Origin of the sequence: Pseudomonas sp. GWSMS-1 (genome assembly GCF_049847425.1) — a bacterium.
Classification (GTDB): Bacteria; Pseudomonadota; Gammaproteobacteria; order Pseudomonadales; family Pseudomonadaceae; genus Aquipseudomonas.
Genome location: NZ_JBMHHV010000003.1, coordinates 466,939 through 490,447 on the forward strand (window position 1 = coordinate 466,939; position 23,509 = coordinate 490,447).

The 23,509-nt window shown below is 59.8% G+C and carries 20 protein-coding genes and 3 pseudogenes; 6 read left to right on the forward strand and 17 right to left on the reverse strand.

All coding sequences use genetic code 11. The features are described from left to right. Positions 1 to 4: 4 nt before the first annotated feature. From ACEPAJ_RS03105 to ACEPAJ_RS03125, 5 genes are all read right to left on the reverse strand, one after another. The gene (locus ACEPAJ_RS03105) at positions 5 to 1,579 is read right to left on the reverse strand and encodes an ABC transporter ATP-binding protein (protein WP_425913503.1); all 1,575 of its coding nucleotides are present in this window, start codon (positions 1,577 to 1,579) and stop codon (positions 5 to 7) included. Positions 1,580 to 1,867: 288 nt separating this feature from the next. Further along, positions 1,868 to 2,326: an REP-associated tyrosine transposase gene (locus tag ACEPAJ_RS03110; protein ID WP_425913504.1), complete on the reverse strand. Its 459-nt coding sequence runs from the start codon at positions 2,324 to 2,326 to the stop codon at positions 1,868 to 1,870. 178 nt (positions 2,327 to 2,504) lie between these two features. Next, a complete protein-coding gene (locus tag ACEPAJ_RS03115; RefSeq protein WP_425913505.1) occupies positions 2,505 to 3,089 on the reverse strand; it encodes an IMPACT family protein in 585 nt (194 codons plus the stop codon). Further along, entirely contained in the window at positions 3,089 to 3,760 is a 672-nt protein-coding gene (locus tag ACEPAJ_RS03120; RefSeq protein ID WP_274086319.1) for a TetR/AcrR family transcriptional regulator, read from the reverse strand. The genes ACEPAJ_RS03115 and ACEPAJ_RS03120 overlap by 1 nt, the downstream gene beginning before the upstream one ends. A 144-nt stretch (positions 3,761 to 3,904) precedes the next feature. Then, entirely contained in the window at positions 3,905 to 4,822 is a 918-nt protein-coding gene (locus tag ACEPAJ_RS03125) for a LysR family transcriptional regulator (RefSeq protein WP_322950315.1), read from the reverse strand. 146 nt (positions 4,823 to 4,968) lie between these two features. On the opposite strand from ACEPAJ_RS03125, the gene ACEPAJ_RS03130 reads away from it, so the two are divergent. The 3 genes and pseudogenes from ACEPAJ_RS03130 (at position 4,969) to ACEPAJ_RS03140 (ending at position 8,985) form a co-directional block, all read left to right on the forward strand. Beyond that, a complete protein-coding gene (locus tag ACEPAJ_RS03130) occupies positions 4,969 to 6,315 on the forward strand; it encodes an aspartate aminotransferase family protein (RefSeq protein WP_274086317.1) in 1,347 nt (448 codons plus the stop codon). Between the two features lie 177 nt (positions 6,316 to 6,492). Continuing rightward, positions 6,493 to 7,955: pseudogene (locus ACEPAJ_RS03135) on the forward strand (CoA-acylating methylmalonate-semialdehyde dehydrogenase). Positions 7,956 to 8,214: 259 nt separating this feature from the next. Beyond that, positions 8,215 to 8,985, forward strand: a complete 771-nt coding sequence (locus ACEPAJ_RS03140; protein WP_425913506.1) for a gamma-glutamyl-gamma-aminobutyrate hydrolase family protein — start codon at positions 8,215 to 8,217, stop codon at positions 8,983 to 8,985. A 102-nt stretch (positions 8,986 to 9,087) separates the two neighbouring features. Here ACEPAJ_RS03140 and ACEPAJ_RS03145 read toward each other — a convergent pair whose 3' ends face one another. Then, positions 9,088 to 10,170 (reverse strand): type I restriction endonuclease, encoded by a 1,083-nt coding sequence (locus tag ACEPAJ_RS03145; RefSeq protein ID WP_425913508.1) that lies wholly within the window; start codon positions 10,168 to 10,170, stop codon positions 9,088 to 9,090. Positions 10,171 to 10,251: 81 nt separating this feature from the next. Next, a pseudogene (locus ACEPAJ_RS03150) lies at positions 10,252 to 10,800 on the reverse strand (REP-associated tyrosine transposase). A gap of 310 nt (positions 10,801 to 11,110) precedes the next feature. Here ACEPAJ_RS03150 and ACEPAJ_RS03155 point away from each other — a divergent pair. Beyond that, a complete protein-coding gene (locus tag ACEPAJ_RS03155) occupies positions 11,111 to 11,314 on the forward strand; it encodes a hypothetical protein (protein WP_425913553.1) in 204 nt (67 codons plus the stop codon). A gap of 183 nt (positions 11,315 to 11,497) precedes the next feature. Here the strand turns inward: ACEPAJ_RS03155 and ACEPAJ_RS03160 are convergent, their stop codons facing one another. From ACEPAJ_RS03160 to ACEPAJ_RS03175, 4 genes are all read right to left on the reverse strand, one after another. Further along, positions 11,498 to 12,073 (reverse strand): HD domain-containing protein, encoded by a 576-nt coding sequence (locus tag ACEPAJ_RS03160; protein ID WP_425913509.1) that lies wholly within the window; start codon positions 12,071 to 12,073, stop codon positions 11,498 to 11,500. Positions 12,074 to 12,391: 318 nt separating this feature from the next. Next, entirely contained in the window at positions 12,392 to 12,610 is a 219-nt protein-coding gene (locus ACEPAJ_RS03165; protein WP_425913510.1) for a hypothetical protein, read from the reverse strand. A gap of 149 nt (positions 12,611 to 12,759) precedes the next feature. Continuing rightward, positions 12,760 to 13,341, reverse strand: a complete 582-nt coding sequence (locus tag ACEPAJ_RS03170; protein WP_425913511.1) for a DUF1415 domain-containing protein — start codon at positions 13,339 to 13,341, stop codon at positions 12,760 to 12,762. An 83-nt stretch (positions 13,342 to 13,424) separates the two neighbouring features. Beyond that, positions 13,425 to 14,150, reverse strand: coding sequence for an endonuclease (locus tag ACEPAJ_RS03175; RefSeq protein ID WP_425913513.1), 726 nt, complete (start codon positions 14,148 to 14,150; stop codon positions 13,425 to 13,427). Positions 14,151 to 14,446: 296 nt separating this feature from the next. Between ACEPAJ_RS03175 and ACEPAJ_RS03180 the strand changes: the two genes are divergently transcribed. Further along, positions 14,447 to 15,190 carry a hypothetical protein gene (locus ACEPAJ_RS03180; protein ID WP_425913515.1) on the forward strand — a complete coding sequence of 248 codons (744 nt, stop codon included), beginning with the start codon at positions 14,447 to 14,449 and terminating at the stop codon, positions 15,188 to 15,190. Positions 15,191 to 15,222: 32 nt separating this feature from the next. On the opposite strand, the gene ACEPAJ_RS03185 is transcribed toward ACEPAJ_RS03180, so the two are convergent. From ACEPAJ_RS03185 to ACEPAJ_RS03210, 6 genes are all read right to left on the reverse strand, one after another. Next, the gene (locus ACEPAJ_RS03185) at positions 15,223 to 15,414 is read right to left on the reverse strand and encodes a hypothetical protein (RefSeq protein ID WP_425913517.1); all 192 of its coding nucleotides are present in this window, start codon (positions 15,412 to 15,414) and stop codon (positions 15,223 to 15,225) included. Positions 15,415 to 15,444: 30 nt separating this feature from the next. Continuing rightward, positions 15,445 to 16,167, reverse strand: a complete 723-nt coding sequence (locus tag ACEPAJ_RS03190) for a substrate-binding periplasmic protein (RefSeq protein ID WP_425913518.1) — start codon at positions 16,165 to 16,167, stop codon at positions 15,445 to 15,447. A 152-nt stretch (positions 16,168 to 16,319) separates the two neighbouring features. After that, the gene (locus ACEPAJ_RS03195; protein ID WP_425913520.1) at positions 16,320 to 16,661 is read right to left on the reverse strand and encodes a zinc ribbon domain-containing protein YjdM; all 342 of its coding nucleotides are present in this window, start codon (positions 16,659 to 16,661) and stop codon (positions 16,320 to 16,322) included. Positions 16,662 to 16,727: 66 nt separating this feature from the next. Beyond that, positions 16,728 to 17,222 carry an LEA type 2 family protein gene (locus ACEPAJ_RS03200; protein WP_425913522.1) on the reverse strand — a complete coding sequence of 165 codons (495 nt, stop codon included), beginning with the start codon at positions 17,220 to 17,222 and terminating at the stop codon, positions 16,728 to 16,730. A gap of 149 nt (positions 17,223 to 17,371) precedes the next feature. Further along, positions 17,372 to 18,166, reverse strand: coding sequence for an outer membrane protein OmpK (locus ACEPAJ_RS03205; protein ID WP_425913524.1), 795 nt, complete (start codon positions 18,164 to 18,166; stop codon positions 17,372 to 17,374). A gap of 276 nt (positions 18,167 to 18,442) precedes the next feature. After that, positions 18,443 to 18,724, reverse strand: a complete 282-nt coding sequence (locus ACEPAJ_RS03210; protein WP_274086302.1) for a hypothetical protein — start codon at positions 18,722 to 18,724, stop codon at positions 18,443 to 18,445. A gap of 489 nt (positions 18,725 to 19,213) precedes the next feature. On the opposite strand from ACEPAJ_RS03210, the pseudogene putA reads away from it, so the two are divergent. After that, a pseudogene (putA, locus tag ACEPAJ_RS03215) lies at positions 19,214 to 23,154 on the forward strand (trifunctional transcriptional regulator/proline dehydrogenase/L-glutamate gamma-semialdehyde dehydrogenase). Positions 23,155 to 23,509 lie beyond the last annotated feature (355 nt).

Genomic DNA, 23,509 nt, shown 5'->3' on the forward strand with positions numbered 1-23,509 from the left:
TCCGTCAGCTCAGGCTGGCAGCAGGCGCTGCGAGCAGGCTTGTGATAGGGGGCAGCACAGCGAATTCGCCGGCCATCCAGCGGCCGACTTCTACTGCTTCAGTTTCTGCGGTGGCGGCCAGGGGCGAGAGCTTGCCGCTGCACAGCGCGCCGATGCGGTCGCTGATCTGGAACAGCTCGTCGAGGTCTTCGGAGATCACCAGAATCGCCGCGCCGGCATCGCGCAGGGCAATCAGCGCGCGATGAATCGCCGCCGCCGCGCCGACATCCACGCCCCAGGTTGGGTGCGCCGCCACCAGCAGTTTCGGGTTCTGCAGAATCTCGCGGCCGAGGATAAATTTCTGCAGATTGCCGCCGGACAGACTACGCGCCGGTGCATCGGCATCTGGGGTTTTCACCGCAAAGCGCTGGATGATCTGGTCAGCCAGGGCGCGCACCTTGCTGCGCTGAATCAGCCCCTTACTCAGCAGGCCTTGCTGAAAGGCGGTGAGCAGGGCGTTGTCGGCCAGGCTCATATCCGGCACCGCGCCGTGGCCCAGGCGCTCGGCGGGGACAAAGGCCAGGCCCAGTTTGCGCCGCGCGTCCGGGTACAGGTCGGCAATCGGTTGCGTATCCAGGCTGATGCGTTCGCGCTCGCTGCGCGACAGGCGGGTTTCGCCGCTAAGCAGGGCCAGCAGTTCGTCCTGACCGTTACCCGCAACGCCGGCAATCCCGACGATCTCGCCGCTGCGCACGTCCAGACGGATATGGCTGAGGGTGCAGCCGAACGGGTCGGCGTTGTGCCAGCTGAGATCATCCACGCGCAGGCGCGGCAGGCCGCCCTCAGCTTTCGGGTAACTGCTTTCCAGGCCTTCGGCGTCGCCGACCATCAGCCGCGCCAGCTCTAAGTCTGAGCACTCGGCCGGTACGCAATGCCCAGATACGCGGCCACCGCGTAGCACCGTGGCGCTCTGGCACAGGGCGCGTACTTCGCCGAGTTTGTGGCTGATAAACAGAATGCTGCAGCCCTCGGCAGCCAAGCGGCGCAGGGTGACGAACAGCTCGTCGGCCTCCTGCGGGGTGAGCACCGAGGTCGGCTCATCGAGGATCAAAAGTTTGATGTCCTGCATCAGGCAGCGCACGATTTCCACCCGCTGCCGTTCGCCAATGGACAGGCTGTGCACCAACCGCCCCGGCTCCAGGGCCATGCCGTAGCGCTGTGACACCTCGCGGATTTTCGGCTCCAGCTGCTTCGGCGTGCCGGCTGCTGCGCCCATCGCCAGGGCGATGTTCTCGGCCACCGTTAGGGTCTCGAACAGCGAGAAATGCTGAAACACCATGCCCACGCCGAGGCTGCGGGCCATGGCCGGGTCGCGCATCTTCAGCGGCTCGCCGTGCCAGCGAATCTCGCCGCTGCTGGGCTGAGTCACGCCGTAGATGATTTTCATCAGGGTGCTTTTACCCGCACCGTTTTCGCCAAGCAGCGCATGAATTTCCCCAGGCGCGATACTCAAATCGATACGGTCGTTGGCCAGGCAGCCGGGGTAGCGCTTGCTGATACCGCTTAGCTGCAAGCGTGGAGCAGAAGGTGAACTGGACATGGGCAGTGGCTCAGGAATGACAACTGACCTGGCTAAAGCAAAAAGCTGGCCAGTGAGTCAGAAAAGCCGCTGCGCCGTGCTAGCCAATGCCTCGCCGTAACCCCATGCCTACAGAAGGCTCCAGCTTGGTGCGCCGTCTTGAGGGTTGGTTCGTTTTGGCGCATCGCGGGCAATAACTGGGCGCCCCCCCGCTCCTACAAGTGAGCGTGTGTGATTAGAGATTTTCGTAACGCTGCTGTCTCTGTAGGAGCGGGCTTGCCCGCGATAAATCCTGAGACCGGCGCACACTCACAGCCACACCGCATCCCATAACGGGTAATCGCCAATGCGCTTCACCAGGCCGGCACGTAGTGGATTGGCGACTATATAACGAGCCGCCGAATGCAGATCTTCATCCCGACGCAGCGCACGGTCGTGATAACCCGGCTGCCAAATTGGGCCGTGTGTGCCGAGGTGCTTATTGATCTGCCGTGCGCTGTTGCTTTTGATCCGGCGCATCAGTTCATCCAGAGAGCCTGTCTGCAGCTGGATAAGCCAGTGCAGGTGATCGGGCATCACCACCCAGGCCATAGACGTGACCTGGTGTTGCTCATGGGCTGCGCGTAGTTCAGTGATCAGCAAGCGGGCCAGTTTGAAATCGCTGAATAGCGAACGGCGCTGCAGTAGGGTGCTGGTTAGCAGGTAAATGCGGTCCGGCTCTGAATAGCGGCCTCGCCGCAGGTTGCAACCATGGGGTTTTGTAGGCATTCCATTGCCTCTCGTGGTGTATTGGATATTGATCGCGGGCAAGCCCGCTCCTACAAAATAGTGCAAAAACTTCCATCTCGGTCACACCGCAACCCCTGTAGGAGTGGGCTTGCCCGCGATAATTCGTGAAATAGGCAGCAAGCTCACAGCCACAATGAGGAAGCGTAGTGCAGTGAGTCTACTGCGCCTGCAACTCAACCCGCCCACGGCTGATATCCGCCAGCAGCCGTTGCAGCTCGGCAACCCTTGGTGCAGGTACAGCCAGGAGCAGTTCGGCGCCAGTGGCGTCGTAGCTTTCGCTTTCCAGCAGGCAGTCGAGGTCGCTGAATCGCGCTTTGAGCAGCGGCAGTTCGGCGAACAGGCAGTGGCAGCGGTAGTGCTCACGGGCGACCAGCTCAACGCGTGGCGCCGTTTGCAGGCATTTGTTGGCGCTGCCGCCGTAGGCGCGGGCCAGGCCGCCGGTGCCGAGCTGGATGCCACCGTACCAGCGGATCACCAGCACCGCGACCTGGTCCATGTCCTGCGCTTCAATGGCCGCGAGTATCGGCCGCCCAGCCGTACCGCCGGGCTCACCGTCGTCACTGAAACGGTACTGCTGGCCGACCTTCCAGGCCCAGCAGTTATGGCTGGCGCTGGGGTCGCTGTGCGTGGTGATAAACGCCTGCGCCTCGGCCGCGCTGGTGACGGGCGAGGCGAGGGCTAGAAAGCGGCTTTTGCGAATCTCCTCGCGGTACTCGCAAGGGCTAATCAGAGTGAACGGCATCAGGCGTCTTTGGCGGGAGGGGTCAGGCCGCAGCCCTTGAGGATGATAGTGATCAACTGCTCGGTCGCCTCTTCATAATCGGCTTTTACCAGGCGCGAGCGCCCGGTCACACGGCAAATCTGCGAGGCAAAGTCGGCGTAGTGTTGGGTGCCGCTCCAAATCAGAAAAATCAGGTGCGCGGGGTCAACCGGGTCCATCTTGCCGGCGGCGCTCCAGGCGGCGAAGACCGCCGCGCGGCCACGAAACCAGGCCTGGTAGTCTTGGTCGAGCATCTGCGACAGGTGCTCGCCACCGCTGATCACTTCCATGGCATAGATGCGCGAGGCTTTCGGGTGGCGGCGCGAGAATTCCATCTTGGCGCGGATATAACGCGCAATGGCGGCAGCGGGATCATCCTCGACGCTGACGGTGTTGAAGCTGTTGTCCCACAACTCGAGGATGTTCACCAACACCGCCTGATAAAGGCCCAGCTTGTTGCTGAAGTAGTAATGCAGGTTGGCCTTCGGCAGCCCGACGCTCTGCGCGATGGTGTTCATGCTGGTGCCTTTGAAGCCGTGCTTGGCGAACTCGTCTTCGGCAGCCTTGATGATTGCCTGTTCATTTTTCTGCCGAATACGCCCGGCCGGTTTGGCGTTCGGGTCGGCAATGTGCGCAAGTACTTCAACAGTCATGGGCGGTTCCGCAGTGGTCAGTTTGTCGGACGACAGCACTGATACCCCAGCGCCGCCGAGTAGACAAGCGCAAGGGCTGGAAAAAGCGCCTTCGCCTCTGTTTGGGCGGGGGCTGCACTGTTGTTGTGCGGGCTGTGGCCTGCCTTAGGCTTCGGCCAGCGCCTCCAGAAAACTCTCCAGCACCAAGTGCGGGCGGCGGCCTTTGCGGGTGACCGAGGCCAGGCTGACGTCGTAGAAGCGGCTGTCGGGCTTGAGTACGCGCAGCCGGCCTTGCTGCACCCAGGCTTGGGCGTAGTGGTCGGGCAGGTAGCCGATGTAGCGCCCGGTGAGAATCAGAAACGCCATGCCTTCGCGGTCCGAGGCGCTGGCGGTGCAATTAAGCACTTGGTAGTGATTCTGCACTTCGGGCGGTAAGCGGAAGGTCGGCGCAATGGCTTCCTGATCGTTCAGCCGTGCGTCTTCAAGCTGCCGATCATCGACATAAAACAGCGGGTGGCCGACGGCGCAGTAGAGCAGCGAGCGCTCGTCGTACAGCGTCTGGTACTCCAGGCCAGACAGCGCGCCCACTTGCGGCACTACGCCAATGTGCAAGCGGCCGTCGAGTACGCCTTGTTCGACCTCGCTTGGCGGGGTCATGCGGATATGAATGCGCACATCCGGCCCCTGGGTTTTCAGCTGCGCCAGGGCATTGGTGATGCGCATGTGCGGCACCGTCACCAGGTTGTCGGTCAGGCCGATATTCAGCTCACCGCGCAGGTGCTGGTGCAGGCCGTTGACCTCGGTACGAAAACTTTCCAGCGCCGCCAGCAGTTGCTGGGTGCTCTGATACACCTCGCGGCCTTCCTCGGTCAGGGCAAAACCGGCGCGCCCGCGTTGGCACAGACGCAGGCCGAGGCGTTGTTCAAGGTCGCTCATCTGCTGGCTGATCGCCGAGCGGCCGATGCCCAGGGCGCTTTCTGCCGCGGAAAAACCGCCGCACTCCACCACGCTGCGAAACAGCTTGAGCAGACGAATATCAAAATCACTGACCTGGGCCAGCGGATCGGGGCGGCGGGTGCTCATGGGTAGCGGCTCATTGTTTAGTGGAAAGTTAACTAAAGATAAGAAGAGTCGTGTTTTCCTGACTCTAAGCCCGTGGCACCTTTGCTGGCAACAGATTCGCTTTACCCAGCCCCTAGAACGCTCAGCCGCCTATACGCGAGGCCACCATGACCATGTTGCAGACCGAAGTCCCGTCCCTGGCCAGTCAGCTCAAACTGGATGCGCATTGGATGCCGTTTTCGGCTAACCGCAACTTCAAGCGTGACCCGCGCCTGATCGTCGGTGCCGACGGTAACCACTTTATCGACGACAAGGGCCGGCGCATCTTCGACAGCCTGTCCGGGCTGTGGACATGTGGCGCTGGGCATAACCGCAAGGAAATTCAGGAAGCCGTGGCCAAGCAACTGGGCACCCTCGATTACGCGCCGGGCTTCCAGTACGGCCACCCGCTGTCCTATCAGCTGGCTGAGAAAATCACCGAGCTGACACCCGCCGGCCTCGATCACGTGTTCTACACCGACTCAGGCTCCGAGTGCGCCGACACCTCGGTGAAGATGGCGCGCGCCTACTGGCGTCTGAAAGGCCAACCGAGCAAAACCAAATTTATCGGCCGTGCCCGTGGCTACCACGGCGTAAACATCGCCGGCACCTCGCTGGGCGGCATCGGCGGTAACCGCAAAATGTTCGGCCAGATGATGGATGCCGATCACCTGCCGCACACCCTGCAGTCGCACCTGGCCTTCACCAAGGGCATGGCCGAGACCGGTGGCGTTGAGTTGGCCAACGAACTGCTGAAACTGATCGAACTGCACGACGCTTCCAACATTGCCGCGGTGATCGTTGAACCTATGTCCGGTTCCGCCGGTGTGATTGTGCCGCCAGTCGGCTACCTGCAGCGCCTGCGCGAAATCTGCACCCAGCACAACATCCTGCTGATTTTCGACGAAGTGATCACCGCTTACGGCCGCATGGGTAAATGGACTGGCGCCGAATTCTTCGGCGTGACCCCGGACATCATGAACACCGCCAAACAGGTCACCAACGGCGCGATTCCGCTGGGCGCGGTGATTGCTTCCAGCGAGATCTACAACACCTTTATGAACCAGGCGATCCCCGAGCACATGGTCGAGTTCGGCCACGGCTACACCTACTCGGGCCACCCGGTTGCCTGCGCCGCCGGCCTGGCTACCCTAGAGCTGCTCAAACGCGACAACCTGATCGAGCAATCCGCTGCCCTGGCACCGATTTTTGAAGAGAAGCTGCACAGCCTCAAAGGCAGCAAGAACGTCGTCGACATCCGCAACTGTGGCCTGGCTGGTGCGATTCAGATTACCCCGCGCGATGGCGACCCGGTGATCCGCCCATTCGAGGCCGGCATCAAACTGTGGAACGCCGGCTTCTACGTGCGCTTCGGCGGCGACACCTTGCAGTTCGGGCCAACCTTCAACACCACGCCTGAGCAGCTGGACTCCGTGTTCAACGCCGTCGGCGATGTGCTGAACACTCTCGACTAATTCCTGTGGGAGGGGCTTTAGCCGCGACTGCGCAATGTCGCGGCTAAAGCGGGGTGCCGCCCAGCGGATCGCCGCACGGCTCCTCCCAAGACAGAACACTCTGGCGACCAAGGCCGCCCCAAAGAATTTGCTAATGGAGTTTTTATGACCACCGTAACCCACCTGATCCACGGCGAAATGATCGCCGGTACTGGCCGTAGCGCTGACGTGTTCAACCCGTCCACCGGTGAAGTCAGCAAGCAGGTTGCCCTGGCCGACCGCGCCACCATGCAACTGGCCATCGACTCGGCCAAGAGCGCCTTCCCAGCCTGGCGCAACACCCGCCGGCCAAGCGCGCCCAGGTGATGTTCCGCTTCAAGCAACTGCTCGAGCAGCACGAAGCGACTATCTCCAAGCTGATCAGCGAAGAGCACGGCAAGACCCTGGAAGACGCCGCCGGTGAACTCAAGCGCGGCATCGAAAACGTCGAGTTTGCCTGCGCCGCCCCGGAAATTCTCAAGGGCGAGTACAGCCGCAACGTCGGCCCGAACATCGACGCCTGGAGCGACATGCAGCCAATCGGCGTCGTGGCCGGCATCACCCCGTTCAACTTCCCGGCCATGGTGCCGCTGTGGATGTACCCGCTGGCCATCGTCTGCGGTAACTGCTTCATCTTGAAGCCGTCCGAGCGCGACCCAAGCTCCACCCTGTATATCGCTCAACTGCTGCAAGAGGCCGGCCTGCCGAAAGGCGTGCTCAACGTGGTGCACGGCGACAAGGAAGCAGTCGACGCGCTGATCGAAGCGCCGGAAGTCAAAGCCCTGAGCTTTGTCGGCTCCACGCCGATTGCCGAATACATCTACAGCGAAGGCACCAAGCGCGGTAAGCGCGTGCAGGCCCTGGGCGGCGCGAAGAACCACGCCGTACTGATGCCCGATGCCGACCTGGACAACGCCGTCAGCGCACTGATGGGCGCGGCCTACGGTTCTTGCGGCGAGCGCTGCATGGCCATCTCGGTAGCCGTATGCGTGGGCGACCAGATCGCCGATGCACTGGTCGAGAAGATCGTGCCGCAAATCAAAGCGCTGAAAATCGGTGCCGGCACCTCCTGCGGTCTGGACATGGGCCCGCTGGTTACTGGCGCAGCGCGTGACAAGGTCAAAGGTTATATCGACGCCGGCGTGGCCCAGGGCGCAAGCCTGGTGGTCGACGGTCGCGACCTGGTGGTTGCCGGCAACGAGAACGGCTTCTTCGTCGGCGGCACCCTGTTCGACAAGGTGACCCCGGAGATGACCATCTACACCGACGAAATCTTCGGCCCAGTGCTGTGCATCGTCCGCGTCGGCAGCCTGGAACAAGCCATGCAGCTGATCAACGATCACGAATACGGCAACGGCACTTGCATCTTCACCCGCGACGGTGAAGCCGCCCGCCTGTTCTGCGACGAAATCGAAGTCGGCATGGTCGGCGTCAACGTACCGCTGCCGGTCCCTGTGGCTTACCACAGCTTCGGCGGCTGGAAGCGCTCGCTGTTCGGCGACCTGCACGCCTACGGCCCAGACGGTGTGCGCTTCTACACCCGCAAAAAAGCCATCACCCAACGTTGGCCGCAACGCGCTTCGCACGAAGCGGCTCAGTTTGCCTTCCCGAGCAATGGCTAAGTAACACCCAGGGGGCTGATCGCAGGATCAGCCCCCTTTTTTCAGTTTCCGTAGGATGGGTTGAGCGCAGCGATACCCATCAAGCAACAACCGCTTTACGCAACAAACCAGCCGCGCGGGCGCGGCGTTGGTGCAGTGACCACCGGTTACGGCACCCCTTGGGTGAGCGGGTTCAGGGTTTCCTGGCCCGTAAGCCCGCTCTCCCAAGGGCAGCCCACTTCAATTATTAATGAAGAGGACTCCCAAAATGACAAAACCCATGATTGGCCTTCCCCTGTGTCGTTGGCAGCTGACCAGCCGTGATATCGGCTGGTTTCACCTAGTGGGCGAGAAGTACATCCACGCCGTCACTGGCTTCGGTGCCTTCCCGCTGATGATCCCGGCCTTCGGCGATGACCTGGACATGGATACCGTGCTGGATAGCGTCAGCGGCATTATGTTCGGCGGCTCGCTTTCAAACGTGCACCCCAGCTTCTATGGCGACGAGCATCCCGGCCTAGGCCTGGCCGACAAACCCCGCGATGAAACCGTACTGCGCCTTATGCGCACCTGCCTGGAGCGCGGCATTCCCTTCCTCGGCATCTGCCGAGGCGTGCAGGAACTCAACGTACTGTTCGGCGGCACCCTGCACCGTGAGGTGCATGAGGTTGAAGGGCGGCTTGATCACCGTGAAGTGAAAGACGTGCCGGACGACGTGGCTTACGGCCCGATTCACAACGTAACCCTGACCGAGGGTGGCGTGCTGCATACGCTGTTCGGCGAACGGCAGGTCAAGGTCAACTCGTTGCATGGTCAGGGTATTGATCGACTGGGCGAGGGCTTGCAGGTTGAAGCCGTGGCCGAGGATGGGCAGATCGAGGCGGTCAGCGTGATCGGCGCCAAGGCGTTTGCCGTTGGCGTGCAGTGGCATCCAGAGTATCGCTATTGGGAGAAGGCCGATTACAACGCACTGCTGGAGGCGTTTCATCAGGCGGCGCGGGAGTATCAGGTGAAGAAGCTTGAGCGTCGCAGCGAGGCGGCGGTGGCTTAACCGCTAAGTTGGTATTTGAAAACAAAAGGCCCGTCGATTGACGGGCCTTTTGTTTTGGTATTGATGGGTATCGCTGCGCTCAACCCATCCTACGACGCCGTTCTAATAGAAACTGATGGTTGTCTTTAGCTGATCAGCAAAGTCATAAATTTCATCAAGCGAACTGATCGGGTGGCGAGTTTCGTTTTTTTCTTGATCAAATATGCCGATGTATTTTTGTAGACGATTGAAGTGTAAACGGCAAATTGGCTTGCGATTGTTGTCATCCAGCAAAATGCCGAAGTAACTCTGCGTGTCGCGCTGAATTATCCGTTTGGCATCTACAACGGATCGGACAATTGCTTTTACTATGTGATAACCCTCTAGCTCTTCTATGGTCGTCATGATTTTGTCTTCAGCAGACTCGTCAGGCTTTTCGTTTTCCACATCAGCGGGAGTCGTCGTGACGGTGGCGTAGCTCGGTTGAATTGCACCGCTCATCGCAGATTTAAGTCGATCATTTATTTGGTCATTCAAAAACTGTGCGACTGCCTTTCTGGTTAGTTCAGAAAATTGCTCACGTACTTTTTGCGTGATCATTCCTTCATAAACGCGAGATGCGAAAAATTTAACGAAATCGTCATCCGGTTTGGTGAATTGGAGGGCAATTTCTTTCTTGATTTGACTTACATACTTCAGCTCGCCAGCTGCGTTTACTATCGACTCGACATCGAAGGCTGATTTTGTAAGTTTTACAAGCTCAGGCACTGCGTGTTCATCTATGTCTAATAGATCGAGTTCGAGAAAGGGCTTTTGGTCCATCTTGTTTGGAGCGTCAAGGTCCGTGAAGAATTTATAAATTTGACCATTGGTTAAGATTGAAATTCGCGCGTTTGTTACGTGGAAGTAACGGAATAGTTGTGAAGCATGATTGACGTTTAGTGGTTCGCCAATTTTCTTGCATTCTATTAATATTTGAATTTCACCATCTTTTAAGATGGCGTAGTCAATTTTCTCACCCTTCTTTGTTCCGATATCGCAGACGAACTCAGGGGTAACTTCTCTTGGGTCAAAGACATCATAGCCAAGAATGGTGTTTATAAATGGCATGACAAATGCATTTTTTGTTGCTTCTTCAGTTTTAATGGCACTTGCTTGCTGACGAATTTTTGCAGAAAGGCTGTTCAGTTTCTCGAGAAATTCCATTTTTAGCTCCTTGCTATTGATGCGTTCTTGTTACCTGATTCCGTAGGATGGGTTGAGCGTAGCGATACCCATCAATAATGGCTATCTGAAATCATTGCTGCTGCGCTCGCCAACTGCCTCATCTATATCTTCACTGCCTGCCCAATCCTCCGGTATTACCCCAGCCCGCACATACCGATGAAACGACGACCACGGCCAATCGGCTACGCGCTGCACATGGCCATGCTTGCGCGGGTTGTGGTGGATGTAATCGATATGACGGTTGAAATCGGCCTGGTCGCGGATGCGATGTTCCCAATAACGGCGCTGCCAAATACCGCGTTCGTCTTTGCGCTGGCGGCTGGCAGGGATACGTTCACCCTAGGGTAGGGCACGGGAGAATCCGGTTTTGATCAGCCGCCAGCGCAAGGCGTAATCGGCGTCTCCAGGTGGCAGGGTGCACAGGGCATGCAGGTGGTCGGGAAGAATCACGATGGCGTCGATGCGCCACGGGTGTTGACGCATCACCTTGCGGAAGCTGGCACGCAGCAAGTCGATCTGTTCGGTCAATAACGCTTGGCTGCGGTCAGCCAGGTTAAGGGTGAAGAACCAGCTGGCACCGGGCGTATGGTCACGGCGGTAGTTGGTCATGGCTGCAGTCCTTTGCAGTGGGAGGTTGGCTGAGTGTAGTCGTGCGGATTGCGGGTGATTGGGTGATGGGTATCGCTACGCTCAACCCATCCTACGGGTGTATTGCTTGGCGATTGGTGTGTGTCCGCTGCCTGTGCGGTGATTTTGATATCGGTTCCACCGTAAGGGTGAAAAGCGCAATCCCGATCAATAGGGCCGCAGCGTCTTACATTCCTGTATCCGCTGTGGCCTGCGATTTTTCGAGCTTGTTTTGCGTGATGGCCGGATGATGTTAGATTCGCCGGCCAAATAATTAGGCAGGAGCCTTTTAGTGAATAAGATCAAGGTGTTGGGTCTATTGCTGAGCATCAGCAGTTTGGCTGGTTGCGTGGTGCATAGCACCTACAGCAAGACCGTCACGGTGACCAAGGATGCAGACGGGCGAGTGCAGAGTATTGTTGAGTCGGAAACGGTGACTCAGCCGGCGCAGGGTTATCCGCTGAAGTTGCAGCTGGTCAAGGGCGTGCAGCCTTGAGCTGAATGCCAGCTGAAACAAAAAAGGCCAGTCTAGTGACTGGCCTTTTGCATTATCCGCGTGTGGTCAGCGCCGCGGTGTTGCGCATCCTCAAGTTGCTGCCCGTAGGCAGGATGACGTTTTTAATCCGCCATTTCACAACACCGCCACCGCGCAGTTAGATCTACTCAATGCGCCGCGGTCTTATTGGGTGACCGCCATATAAAGCGACTGCTTGGGCTGCGCGAATACCCTGCGCAGCATCGGCGCAAAAAACTCCAGCGGCAGCATTTCACCTTCCGGGTCGAAGGCGGCGGCGTCGTAGCGGGCGCAGAACTCGATGGTGGCTTGGTACTGCGGGTGGTCTTTGAATTGCTCGCGCAGGTGGCGATCCATGCCCAGGTGATGGAAGAAGTAGTAGCCCTGGAACACGCCATGTTTTTCCACCATCCAGTGGTTCTCCGCGCTGACGAAGGGCTTGAGCATGGCGGCGGCGATGTCTGGGTGGTTGTAGCTGCCGAGGGTATCGCCGATGTCGTGGAGCAGGGCGCACACCACGTATTCCTCATCACGACCGTCGCGGTAGGCGAGGGTGGCTGTCTGCAGTGAGTGGCTTAGGCGGTCAATCGGGAAGCCGCCGAAGTCGCCATCAAGCAGTTTCAGGTGAGCCATGATGCGCTCCGGCAGCTTGGCGGCGTGCGCGAGAAAGTCCTGGGCGATGATCTGCCAGTCTTCGGCGGTGCCGTCTTGCATGTGGGTGAACTGGGCGTGGGCATTCATCAGGTTGTCTCCTCTGCGGGCTGCGCGATCACGCCCCAGTAGGGCTGTGATCAGTCCTTAGCACTCTATGCGCCCGGGTGCTGGCAAACAGTGGCGTGCAGTGCCAGGTTGCTGTCCTTGGTGGCCATGTGTGCAGGCTGATGCGTATAAAAAAGCCCCGCATTGGCGGGGCTTTTTCGTTTACCGGCGATAGCCGTGGAGATGCTCGTTTCTGTGACCCCGGCGTGGCTGGTGCCAGTGCTTATGGTGCGGTCGTTGCTGCACGTAATACACCGGCGCCGGGTGGTAGTAGACCGGGCGGCGCTCGTAGTAAACCTGTTACGGCGGGTAGTAAGCCGGCGGAGGTGGGTAGTAGGCGGGTGGCGGCGGGCTATAAGCCTGCACCGGACGGCTTTGGCTGACGATAACGCCGCCAATCACGGCGCCGGCGATTACGCCCGCAATGGCGGCGTCGCGGTTGGACGCCTGTGCGGGCGCTTGGCCAACGAGCGCCAGGCAGGCCAGCAGGCCTGTGATTAAGGGGATGCGTGACAGCATGGTCGAAACTCCTCTGCAAACCGGGTTTCCCGGCATGTTGTTTCGACACTGCTGTGTGGCTGGCATTGCAGGCGGCAGTGTAAAGCCTGTGTAAACGTGGCTACAGGCCGCGTTTGCGCATTGGCTTTAGCTGACTGGCGGCTTGTGGTTTAGCTGTTTTGCGCATCGTCGCGGCATTGCGCCTGCAGGGCGGCCCAGCCGTCGCTGCCGAGTTGTTCCAGAGTGTCGATATTGGCGTCGAAGATGGCTTCCGGGTCGGGGAAGGCTGCGACGGCGCGGTCGATGCTGGCTTCGCGGAGGATGTGCAGGGTCGGGTAGGGCGCGCGGTTGGTGGCGTTGCTGACATCGTTGACGTGGGTGTCGGCAAATTGGAACTGCGGGTGGAAGCTGGCCACTTGCAGGATGCCGCTGTAGCCGAGCTCTTCCACGGTGTCATCGACCACGGCAAGAAAGTCGTTGAAGTCGAGAAAGTCGGTGAGCGCGGCAGGGTGGATCAGCAGGGTGGTGTCGGTTTCGCTCGGCGCGACGTTAGCCAGTGCGTGCAGTTCGTCAATTAAGGCGCTGAGCAGCGCTTCTGGCTCGGTGCTGGCGCACACCACGTAGCGCACTTGCCCTTTGACTTGCACGGCTTTGGCGAAGGGGCAGAGGTTTAGGCCAATCACGGCGCGGTCGACCCAGGCGCGGGTTTCGGCGATGGCGTGGGCGGCGCTCGGGATGACGGGGTTAGGCATAGAAGACGACTCGGGCTGGCAGGGTGGGGTTGAGTTTAGCGGCAATAGCGCACCGAGGGTTTGCGGTGCGCTCGCGTTGCGGCTTAACCACTGTTGCGTTGTGGGTTGCCGGCGCGGCGCAGCGGGCTGCAACTGCGCGGGTCAACAGCGCCGACGTAGGGGTTGCCGTAGCCCATCACGCAGCCCACTTGCTGGTTGCGCCAGCGCTCCCATTCGCTAATCGGGTATTGGTGGTTCCAGGCTTCGTAGGTGCGGCGGTCGAGTTTCGACAGGCGCAGTTTGTAGTGGTCAGCCATATACAAATAGATGCGCGCCGCTGCGCCACGGGCATGCACGGGTGGCATGGCGGTCTTGGCCTTGAAGTTGACCACCATCGGGCAGGCGCCGTATTGCTGTGGTTTTTCACTGAGCATGCCGAGGGCGTAGTTGGAGCGGTCGCCATTAACCTCGCCAATGCTCGGTACCAGGTTGTGCAAGTCGGCTTCGGCAGCCTTGAAGGTGGCGTCGTTACGCGCGCAGTTTTTGCGCCCGCCGTTTTGCCAGCATTGGCGCTGATGGCCAATTACCCAGGCGGGCACCACATGTTCCCATTCCAGGCGCTGGGCGCGGCGCAATTGTTTGCGCGGGCTGTAGCCGCAGCTGTCGAGGTCCACGCGGTTGCCGTTGTACGCGCAGTTGCAATAGAAGGTCTTGGGTTGTTCGGCATACAGGCGCCAGGCAATTTTCTTGGCGGCGCTGAAGGTTTTGGGTGCCTCGGCGAAGGTGGGCAGGGCAATGAGTAGGCAGAGCAGGGCAAGCAGGCGTGGCATGGGGGACTCGGCAGCAAAAAAGCTGCGGATCATACCGGTTAAAACGCTCTGCGACGGGGCTTTTAGCGGGCCAATGATCAGCGGTCCGCAACCTTTGATGCTGAGCCGGGTCTGTTAGCACGCAACCTGAACTTGCGCAGCTAGGTGTTTGATTGTGCTGTAAGTCATGCCTTTGGGCAGAAAAGCGGATCAATCTGGATTTTGTTGCTAGCGTTACCCCATCACACCCCAGTGGATGACCTCCTCTGATGAGTCCCGTGCAGCGTTTACCAAGGCAGGAAAAACGCGCCCATGCTATGCCCGTTCTGGGTCTATCGCGGCGGGGGAGTTGGGTGTCTGGGTTGCTGCTTTTCAGCGTGCTGGCGCTCAGTGGTTGCTCTACACGGCAGGACCATCAGAGCATTATCAGCAATCAAAGCCCGATCAAACCTTCCGAGTTTTTCCAGAGTCATGCAGACCGCATGGCAACTCTGGGCATGCGCAATAACCTCAACAGCCTTTACCGTTTGATGGACAAGCTGTACCTGCGCAACCCGCGCGAGTGGCGCAAAACCGGCTTGGCTGATGCGCAAACCGCGAAGCGTGCCGTGCACCGCGCGATTGAGCAGGACCAGCCGCTGCCGCAGTTAGGCGGGCGGACTGATATTGCCGCGCTGAGCTATGCCTTGAGCGCCGAGTATCAGGGGGATCGCGTTGGGGCTTTTATCTACGCCCTGGCGAGTATGCTGATTACCGCCCATGGCGGGCGCACCGAGTACTACATGAGCGATACGCTCGATCCGCAGTTCATCCACAATGCGGCGCGTAACATTGAGAAGGCCAGCTGGATGCTTGCGCAACGCACGGATGCCGGCGGTACGCCGTGGTTGCTGTCCAACGAGATTTCCGCCGAGGGGCGCAACCTCAGCTATGCGGTAGAGTTCGGCAAGATCGTGGCGCGCTTGGATCTGCTCACCGATGTGCTGGATGAGCGCTACCGGCGCATGGGCGTGAGTTATGCCCAGGGGTTGCTATTTATGAACTTCCTGCCGGTGCAGTAAACCGCCCCTTCCCGTTGTTAATAACCGCTCTCTTAATAGCTTTCTTCGAGGCGCTTCTGGCCCTGTGCGTTGGCGGCCTCAATCTGCTGCTTGAGTTGCTCTGTTTGCTGTTGCAGCTGCTTCGCTTGCTCGGCTTGCAGGCTGGCGGTGGCGGCGGTTTCGCCGATGCCGCAGGCGCTCAACAGCAGCGTGGTCGATAGCAGGGTGAGGGTCAGGCCGCGCATAAAAACTCCGAGGTTTGATTGGCGGGCAGTTTATTGCCAGCGTTGGTAGAGGGTATCCAGTACGCCAGCATCGCGTAAACGCGCCAGCGCTGCTGCGAACGTGTCGGCACGGTCGCGATCGCCTTTGCTGAAGGCCACATAGCGCGGCATTTCCACTAGGGGCTTGGCGAGGATGCGCACGCTTTGTTCGGCGCGTTGTTCGCGGACGAAGTACATCAGTTGGACACGGTCGCCGACAATGATGTCGATGCGTCCGGCCAGCAGCATAGACACCAGCTGGCGGGGGTTCTGCGCGCTGCTGTCACGCCGCAGGTCGGCCTTGTCGAAGTCCGCTTGGTAGGCATAGCCGCGCACCTGGCCGATAACGTAGGGCGACAGGTCATCCAGGCTGCGCCAGTCCGCAATGGCGGTTTTTTCTGTGGTCATAAACACGGTGGAGCCGGTGCGAATTGGCCCGACCAGCTCGTACTGCTGCATCCGCTCGGGGGTGCCGACAAACTGGAAGGCCATGGTCACGTCGTTACGTTCGAGCATGCGTTTGACCCGCTGCCACGGGTACAGGCGCAGGCTGTAAGGGATTTTGGCTTCGTGCATCACCGCTTCCACCAGCTCGACATCCAGCCCGCGTGGCTGGTCATCGTCGAGGGTGACAAAGCTGTAGGGGGCAAACTGTTCGTCGCCGGCCACCTTCCACTCTTCGGCCTGTAACCCCCAGGGTATTAACAGCAGCAGACACAGCGCGGCATTACGCATGACGTCCTCCGGGCGTGGGCCTTATCGAGCGGTGTGCTCGTAAGTGATGCTAGCTAATCGCATGCAGGGCTGCACGCTAGGCGGGGCGTAATTGTGTGCATAAAAAACCCCAGCACTTAGGCCGGGGCTTGGCGAGACCGTCAGTGCGCTGATCAGACTTTGCGCACGAACTCGGACTTCAGCTTCATGGCGCCAATGCCATCGATCTTGCAGTCGATGTCGTGGTCGCCGTCGCACAGGCGGATGCCTTTGACCTTGGTGCCCACTTTGACCACAAGGGAGGAGCCTTTGACTTTCAGGTCCTTGATCACGGTGATGGTGTCGCCATCCTGCAGCACGTTGCCGACCGAATCCTTGATCACCTTGGTGTCATCTGCCGCTTCGCTGGCGGCGTTGGCCGACCATTCGTGGGCGCACTCGGGGCAGATCAGCTGGGTGCCGTCTTCATAGGTGTATTCGGAGTTGCATTTGGGGCAGGGCGGCAACGTGCTCACGGCGGGGTCCTTACTGGGGGAATAAGAAAAGGCCGCATAGTGTATAGGGTTTTGTCGCCCCTGGTTTTACAGGCGGCTGCTGGCGGCTGGAAGCTGCGGCCAATTAAGTATGCCGCGGTCCTCGAAACGCCGGGTGCCAAACAGGCCGCCGGCGAGCTTGCCGCTCAGCTCGTAGGGCAGACCCTTGCCGTCCTGATAGCCGGCCACACCCCAGGCTTGGCGCAGCGCGGCGTAGGCGGAGAGGCTGACTGGAATGTGCAGGATGCTCTCGCCATAACGTGGTACCTGACCGCTTTGGTCGCTGACACCATTGAGCAGCGGTTGCTGGTTGACCTTCAGTTGCAGGGCGACGCCATTGAAATCAATCGGCCTGTCGTTGGGGTTTTGCACACGTAGCTTGATCGCAAAACGCATTTCCAGGCCTTCACCCGCCAAGGGTTCGATGCCAACCAGCTGAATCTGTAACGGGTCGCGAGGGGCCAGGGTGCTGCAAGCGCTCAGCGTGACGAGCAGGCTGACGAGTAGGGCGTAGGCGAGGGAGCGGGGCAGGGCGATGGGCATATTGGGGTTCCACTGCTGAGTAATCACAGAGTAGAAGACCCTGAGATCTGTGCGATTACGCCGCAGTGCGAAAAATAAGCGCGATGCCGTGTGCTGCGAGGGATGCCCGCCAGCCTGCAGTGGCAGTGCTGGCGGGGTTCAGCGGGGTATCAGAAGTGCATTTTGACCAGCAGGCTGGCGGTGTTCTGATCGGTGCCTTTAAGAATGGTGTCACCGAGGTAGCTGTTGTCGTCGATGCCGTATTTGTCTTTCCAGTAGTCGTACTCGATACCGACGTACAGCTGCTTCTCGCCCCAGCTCATGGCTTTGCCCAGGTCGTATTTGATCTGTGGGTTGAAGTGCAGGTTGGCATGGTAGTCCTTGTCGTTATCCACGACCCAGTCCATAAAGCCGTCGATGACGATGTCGGATTTGCCGACTGGGATGGTGTAGCTCCACACCGGGGTGATCTGCCAGACGTTATCGCCGTCGCGCTTGCCGTCCGTGGTGCGGTTGTAGAAGTTCAGCGAGAAGTAGTCGAAGCCGGGGATCGCCAGATCAAAACCCGGGCCGATCAGGTAGGAATCGACATCGTCTTCGCCGAATTCATAAGTGGTGGCCAGCAGCACATCCTTGATCGGGCCAAACTCCAGCTTGGTGTTGAACAGCTTGCCGAACGACAGGCGCGGGGAGAACTCACCGTAGAAGGTATGACCGTCGCCGGCACCATTGGTGGCGTCGGTGTTGTATTTGATGGTGTCGACGAAGAAGAACAGGTCACCGACGCTCCAGCCGCTGGCGTGCTCGAAGGTGATGGTCTGCTGGATTTCCGGGTCTACTTTGTAATTCTGGCCATATAGATAGCTCAGACTGTTGTTCTGCCACTGCAGCAGATCACCCGCTACTGCCTGGCCGCCTGCCAGCAGCCCGCCGGCCAGGGCCAGAGAAGAAAGAGTACGGTTCATCGAGTGGTGCTCCCCAAAGTGCTGAATTGTCGTTATTAAACCTGTCTGAATGGTCAGGCTAGCTGGTCCTAGAGCAAGAACAAGGCCACATTCCATATTTGCTCACAGGTCCACCATGCTGAGCCTTCGGCAGCAGCTTGGGCGCGCACTTTAGTGAGTTTGCGAAGGATGTAAAGGTTGTGCATGCACTATTAACTGACCGGGCGGACAGTTTCAGCCTTATGTTGGTGCGTCCGCGGGTGGCGCCCGTTGGGCGCGGGCTTAACCGCCCGCCAGTTAGCGTTCCGAGGCTTCCAGGCTTTGTAGCTCGACTTGCTCCAGGCTGTTGCCGGATTCGACTGGAGTGCCCGCCAGTTGGCCAATCAGTTGCCATTGCTGGTCCAGTTCGCTGCTGATCGCCAGCATGCGCTCAATCATCTTGCGGGCGCTGTCGTGTACGGCGCTGTCCTGTGCCTTCAGCAGCTCAAATGACATCGCCGTGGTGGCGGCCGTCAGGTGGGTGAGCGTCCGTGTGGACAGGCTGAGCAGTTCGGTCAATTGCGCTTCCTTGGCAGTCATAAGCATCTCCTTGTTAATGCCGTCCCGAGCTTAGCCTGAGATACGTGTCGCCGGCTATTTATGCTGTCGTTGCGGCGGTTCTGCCAGGCCCCGCGAATGGCCCAATATCCTGGTTGTCTATGCTTTATGGGCGGTTGCACTGATCGGCGTAAGCATTCTGTCGGTTGAGCAGCGTGAGTGTTGCGACTGTGCTTTGCTCAATTCAGTGCGTATAAGTGTTGGGTGCAACCTTTTTATGGTTTTAGGTTGTACCTGTCGTCGGAAGATTAATGCTTTTTTTAAACAGCTGTTTAACCCCGCCGCTGCGGATTTTCCCTGTAGGCAGCCTCAGGTTTCAGGCTTGCACTCTATGTGGTTGGGTTTCAGGTGACTGGTGAGCTTTCAGGCGTGCACTTTAGTTGGGTTGCGCCTAGTTGCACCTTTAGCCTCGAGAGGTTTAATCTCGCGCCAGTTTTTTTGCCGTGCTCCAGCCCATAACAGGATAAACCAATGGCCACCACTACCCTTGGCGTAAAGCTCGATGATGCAACCCGTGATCGCCTCAAGCAGGCTGCGCAGTCAATTGACCGCACGCCGCACTGGTTGATCAAACAGGCAATCTTTAATTACCTGGAGCAGATTGAGGGTGGTCTGACCCCCGCTGAGCATTCGGGCCTGGCGGCCGTCGCCGGTGAGGAGTCGGTTGAGACCCTGACTGAGCAGGGTTTGCAGGTGTTCCTCGATTTTGCCGAAAGCATCCTCCCGCAATCGGTGCTGCGTGCCGCGATTACCGGGGCTTATCGCCGTCCGGAAACCGAGGCCGTGCCGATGCTGCTGGAGCAGGCGCGTCTGCCCAAGGACATGGCTGAGGCCAGCAACAAGCTGGCCATGAGCATTGCCGAGAAGCTGCGCAGCCAGAAGAATGCCGGTGGCCGTCAGGGCCTGGTGCAGGGTTTGCTGCAGGAATTCTCGCTGTCGTCGCAGGAAGGTGTGGCGCTGATGTGCCTGGCCGAAGCGCTGCTGCGTATTCCCGACAAGGCCACGCGTGACGCGCTGATCCGCGACAAGATTAGCAACGGCAATTGGAGCCAGCACCTGGGCAACAGCCCGTCGATGTTCGTCAACGCCGCCTCCTGGGGCTTGTTGATCACTGGTAAATTGGTCTCCACGCACAACGAAGCCGGCATGGTCTCCTCGCTCAATCGCATTATCGGCAAAGGCGGCGAGCCGCTGATTCGCAAGGGCGTGGACATGTCCATGCGCCTGATGGGCGAGCAGTTTGTCACCGGCGAAACCATCGCCGAAGCCCTCGCCAATGCCACCACTATGGAAAGCAAAGGCTTCCGTTATTCCTACGACATGCTCGGCGAAGCTGCGCTGACCGACGAAGACGCCAAGCGCTACCTGGCGTCTTACGAACAGGCGATTCATGCCATCGGCAAGGCCTCCCACGGCCGTGGCATTTATGAAGGCCCAGGCATTTCGATCAAGTTGTCGGCGCTGCACCCGCGCTACAGCCGCGCGCAGTACGACCGCGTAATGGACGAGCTGTACCCAATCCTGTTGGGCTTGACCAAGCTGGCCAAGCAGTACGACATCGGCCTGAACATCGACGCCGAAGAAGCGGATCGCCTGGAAATCTCCCTCGATCTGCTCGAACGTCTATGCTTCGACCCGGCCCTGACTGGCTGGAACGGCATCGGCTTTGTCATCCAGGCCTACCAGAAGCGCTGCCCGTATGTGATCGATTACGTCATCGATCTGGCTAAGCGCAGCCGTCACCGCCTGATGATCCGCCTGGTAAAAGGCGCGTACTGGGACAGCGAGATCAAGCGCGCCCAAGTCGAAGGCCTGGAAGGCTACCCGGTGTACACGCGCAAGACTTACACCGACGTTTCTTACATCGCCTGTGCGCGCAAGCTGCTGGCCGTGCCGGAAGCGATCTACCCGCAGTTCGCCACCCACAATGCCCATTCGTTGTCGGCGATCTATCAATTGGCTGGGCAGAACTACTACCCGGGCCAATACGAATTCCAGTGCCTGCACGGCATGGGTGAGCCGCTCTATGAGCAAGTGGTGGGCAAGGTTGCCGATGGCAAGCTGAACCGTCCGTGCCGTATTTACGCGCCAGTGGGCAGCCATGAAACCCTGCTGGCTTACCTGGTGCGTCGCCTGTTGGAAAACGGCGCGAACACCTCGTTCGTTAACCGCATCGCCGACCACAGCATCTCGATCAAAGAGCTGGTGCTTGACCCGGTGCAGCAGATTGAGCAGATGGCCGCGCAGGAAGGTGGCCTCGGCCTGCCGCACCCGCGCATCGCCCTGCCGCGTGCCCTTTATGGCGATGCTCGGTTGAACTCTGAAGGCATCGACCTGGCCAACGAGCACCGTCTGGGCTCGCTGTCCTCGGCACTGTTGAGCAGCACTAATAACGCTTACAAGGCCATGCCACTGCTTGGCTGCGACACGCCTGAGCTGGGTGAGGCGCAGCCGGTGCGCAACCCGGCGGATCATCGTGACATCGTCGGTCACGTGCATGAGGCCAGCGAGCAGGATGTGCAAAATGCCGTGCTCTGCGCGGTATCCAGTGGGCAGATCTGGCAGTCGACTCTGCCGGCCGAGCGCGCCGCCGTACTCGATCGCGCCGCCGACCAGATGGAAGCGGAAATCCAGCAACTGATGGGCCTGCTGGTGCGTGAGTCGGGCAAGACCTTTGCCAACGCCATCGCCGAAGTGCGCGAGGCGGTGGACTTCCTGCGTTACTACGCCGCGCAGGCGCGTAACCACTTCAGCAATGACAGCCACCGCCCGCTGGGCCCAGTGGTGTGCATCAGCCCGTGGAACTTCCCGCTGGCGATTTTCAGTGGTCAGGTTGCTGCTGCGTTGGCCGCCGGTAACACCGTGCTGGCCAAGCCGGCTGAGCAAACCCCGCTGATCGCTGCGCAAGCCGTGCGCATTCTGCTGGAGGCCGGCGTGCCTGCTGGTGCCGTGCAGCTGCTGCCGGGCCGTGGTGAAACAGTGGGTGCCGGTTTGATTGGCAACGAGCGCGTGCGTGGGGTGATGTTCACCGGTTCCACCGAAGTGGCCGGGATTATCCAGCGCAACCTCGCCGGTCGTCTGGATGCCCAGGGTCGCACCATCCCGCTGATCGCCGAAACCGGCGGCCTTAACAGCATGATCGTCGACTCCTCGGCGCTCACCGAGCAGGTGGTGGTCGATGTGGTGGCCTCGGCCTTCGACAGCGCCGGCCAGCGTTGCTCGGCCCTGCGCGTACTGTGCGTGCAGGACGATGTGGCGGATCGGGTGATCAACATGCTCAAGGGCGCTATGGCTGAATACAGCCTGGGCAACCCGGAGCGCCTGAGCACCGACATTGGCCCGGTGATTGATGCCGAAGCCAAAGATAATATCGACCAGCACATCGCGAAAATGCGTGAGAAGGGTCGCAAGATCTTCCAGGCGGCCCGCGCCACTGGCGATGACCTCAGCCGCGGTACTTTCGTCACGCCGACGCTGATCGAGCTGGACAGCTTCGACGAGATGACCCGTGAGATCTTCGGCCCTGTGCTGCACGTGGTGCGTTATGCCCGTGCGGACCTTGGCAAGCTGCTGCAGCAGATCAACGACAGCGGTTATGGCCTGACCTTGGGTGTGCACACGCGTATCGATGAAACCATCGCCCAGGTGGTTAACAGCGCCAAAGTCGGCAACCTCTACGTCAACCGCAACATGGTTGGCGCAGTCGTCGGCGTGCAGCCGTTCGGTGGTGAAGGCCTCTCTGGCACTGGCCCGAAAGCCGGTGGCCCGCTGTACATGTACCGCTTGCTGGCAACCCGTCCGCAGGACGCCGTGGCCAAGCAGTTGCAGCAGGAAAGTGGCGAGATTACCCGTCCAGCCGAGCAGACCAAGGTGATTCAGGCGCTGCAGGAATGGGCCGCCAAGCACGAGCCGAGCCTGTCGGCGCTGAGCGCGCAGTATGTTGAGTTGGCGCAGAGCGGCACCGTGCAGATGCTCACCGGCCCAACCGGTGAGCGCAACAGCTACAGCCTGCTGCCACGTGAGCATGTGCTGTGCCTGGCGGATGAGCGCAGCGACTTGCTGGCGCAACTGGCGGCGGCGTTGTCTGTGGTTGCCAGGTGCTGTGGCAGGAAAGCACCCTGACTCAGGAGCTGTTCACCACGCTGCCCAAGGCGGTGCAACAGCGCATCACTGTGCTCAACCAGTGGAGCAGCAGCGAAACCGTGTTCGACGCGATCCTGCACCATGGTGACTCCGACCAGCTGCGCGAAGTCTGTCAGTTGGCCGCTCAGCGTCCTGGCGCGATTATCGGTGTGCATGGCTTGCATAAAGGCGAGACTGACATCCCGCTGGAGCGCCTGTTGATCGAGCACGCCCTGAGCATCAACACTGCAGCGGCGGGCGGTAACGCCAGCCTGATGACCATCGGTTAAGTCGCTGCCGCTGTGAGTAGCGGCGCGGTTGGCCGCTGCTCACAGCACCGAGCATTAAACCCGGCAGGTTCGCCTGCCGGGGGTAGTACGCAGTACCGGCTTACCGCCACCCCCAGGGACTTTGCCCAAGTACCTGATGCTGCACGCGGCACCTGCCGTCACGCAGCGCCCTTCGTACACCCGGTAACGGGGGCTACCCGCCCGTACGAGGCGTTTCTTCCTCTCTGGCATTTCGATGCGATGCACCGGCCTACCAGGCTGGTGCGGGAGCGGCGCTACCCGCGCCGTTCCAATCGATCGCCTGTCACTATCTCTAGTAAATATCTGTGGGCTAATGTCCGGTGTAGTGGGCGTG

What these genes read in the sequence shown, in the direction of transcription:
- ACEPAJ_RS03105 (WP_425913503.1), bottom strand. Translation starts at nt 1,579, where the DNA reads ATGTCCAGTTCACCTTCTGCTCCACGCTTGCAGCTAAGCGGTATCAGC.
- ACEPAJ_RS03110 (WP_425913504.1), bottom strand. Translation starts at nt 2,326, where the DNA reads ATGCCTACAAAACCCCATGGTTGCAACCTGCGGCGAGGCCGCTATTCA.
- ACEPAJ_RS03115 (WP_425913505.1), bottom strand. Translation starts at nt 3,089, where the DNA reads ATGCCGTTCACTCTGATTAGCCCTTGCGAGTACCGCGAGGAGATTCGC.
- ACEPAJ_RS03120 (WP_274086319.1), bottom strand. Translation starts at nt 3,760, where the DNA reads ATGACTGTTGAAGTACTTGCGCACATTGCCGACCCGAACGCCAAACCG.
- ACEPAJ_RS03125 (WP_322950315.1), bottom strand. Translation starts at nt 4,822, where the DNA reads ATGAGCACCCGCCGCCCCGATCCGCTGGCCCAGGTCAGTGATTTTGAT.
- ACEPAJ_RS03130 (WP_274086317.1), top strand. Translation starts at nt 4,969, where the DNA reads ATGACCATGTTGCAGACCGAAGTCCCGTCCCTGGCCAGTCAGCTCAAA.
- ACEPAJ_RS03140 (WP_425913506.1), top strand. Translation starts at nt 8,215, where the DNA reads ATGATTGGCCTTCCCCTGTGTCGTTGGCAGCTGACCAGCCGTGATATC.
- ACEPAJ_RS03145 (WP_425913508.1), bottom strand. Translation starts at nt 10,170, where the DNA reads ATGGAATTTCTCGAGAAACTGAACAGCCTTTCTGCAAAAATTCGTCAG.
- ACEPAJ_RS03160 (WP_425913509.1), bottom strand. Translation starts at nt 12,073, where the DNA reads ATGAATGCCCACGCCCAGTTCACCCACATGCAAGACGGCACCGCCGAA.
- ACEPAJ_RS03165 (WP_425913510.1), bottom strand. Translation starts at nt 12,610, where the DNA reads ATGCTGTCACGCATCCCCTTAATCACAGGCCTGCTGGCCTGCCTGGCG.
- ACEPAJ_RS03170 (WP_425913511.1), bottom strand. Translation starts at nt 13,341, where the DNA reads ATGCCTAACCCCGTCATCCCGAGCGCCGCCCACGCCATCGCCGAAACC.
- ACEPAJ_RS03175 (WP_425913513.1), bottom strand. Translation starts at nt 14,150, where the DNA reads ATGCCACGCCTGCTTGCCCTGCTCTGCCTACTCATTGCCCTGCCCACC.
- ACEPAJ_RS03180 (WP_425913515.1), top strand. Translation starts at nt 14,447, where the DNA reads ATGCCCGTTCTGGGTCTATCGCGGCGGGGGAGTTGGGTGTCTGGGTTG.
- ACEPAJ_RS03185 (WP_425913517.1), bottom strand. Translation starts at nt 15,414, where the DNA reads ATGCGCGGCCTGACCCTCACCCTGCTATCGACCACGCTGCTGTTGAGC.
- ACEPAJ_RS03190 (WP_425913518.1), bottom strand. Translation starts at nt 16,167, where the DNA reads ATGCGTAATGCCGCGCTGTGTCTGCTGCTGTTAATACCCTGGGGGTTA.
- ACEPAJ_RS03200 (WP_425913522.1), bottom strand. Translation starts at nt 17,222, where the DNA reads ATGCCCATCGCCCTGCCCCGCTCCCTCGCCTACGCCCTACTCGTCAGC.
- ACEPAJ_RS03205 (WP_425913524.1), bottom strand. Translation starts at nt 18,166, where the DNA reads ATGAACCGTACTCTTTCTTCTCTGGCCCTGGCCGGCGGGCTGCTGGCA.
- ACEPAJ_RS03210 (WP_274086302.1), bottom strand. Translation starts at nt 18,724, where the DNA reads ATGACTGCCAAGGAAGCGCAATTGACCGAACTGCTCAGCCTGTCCACA.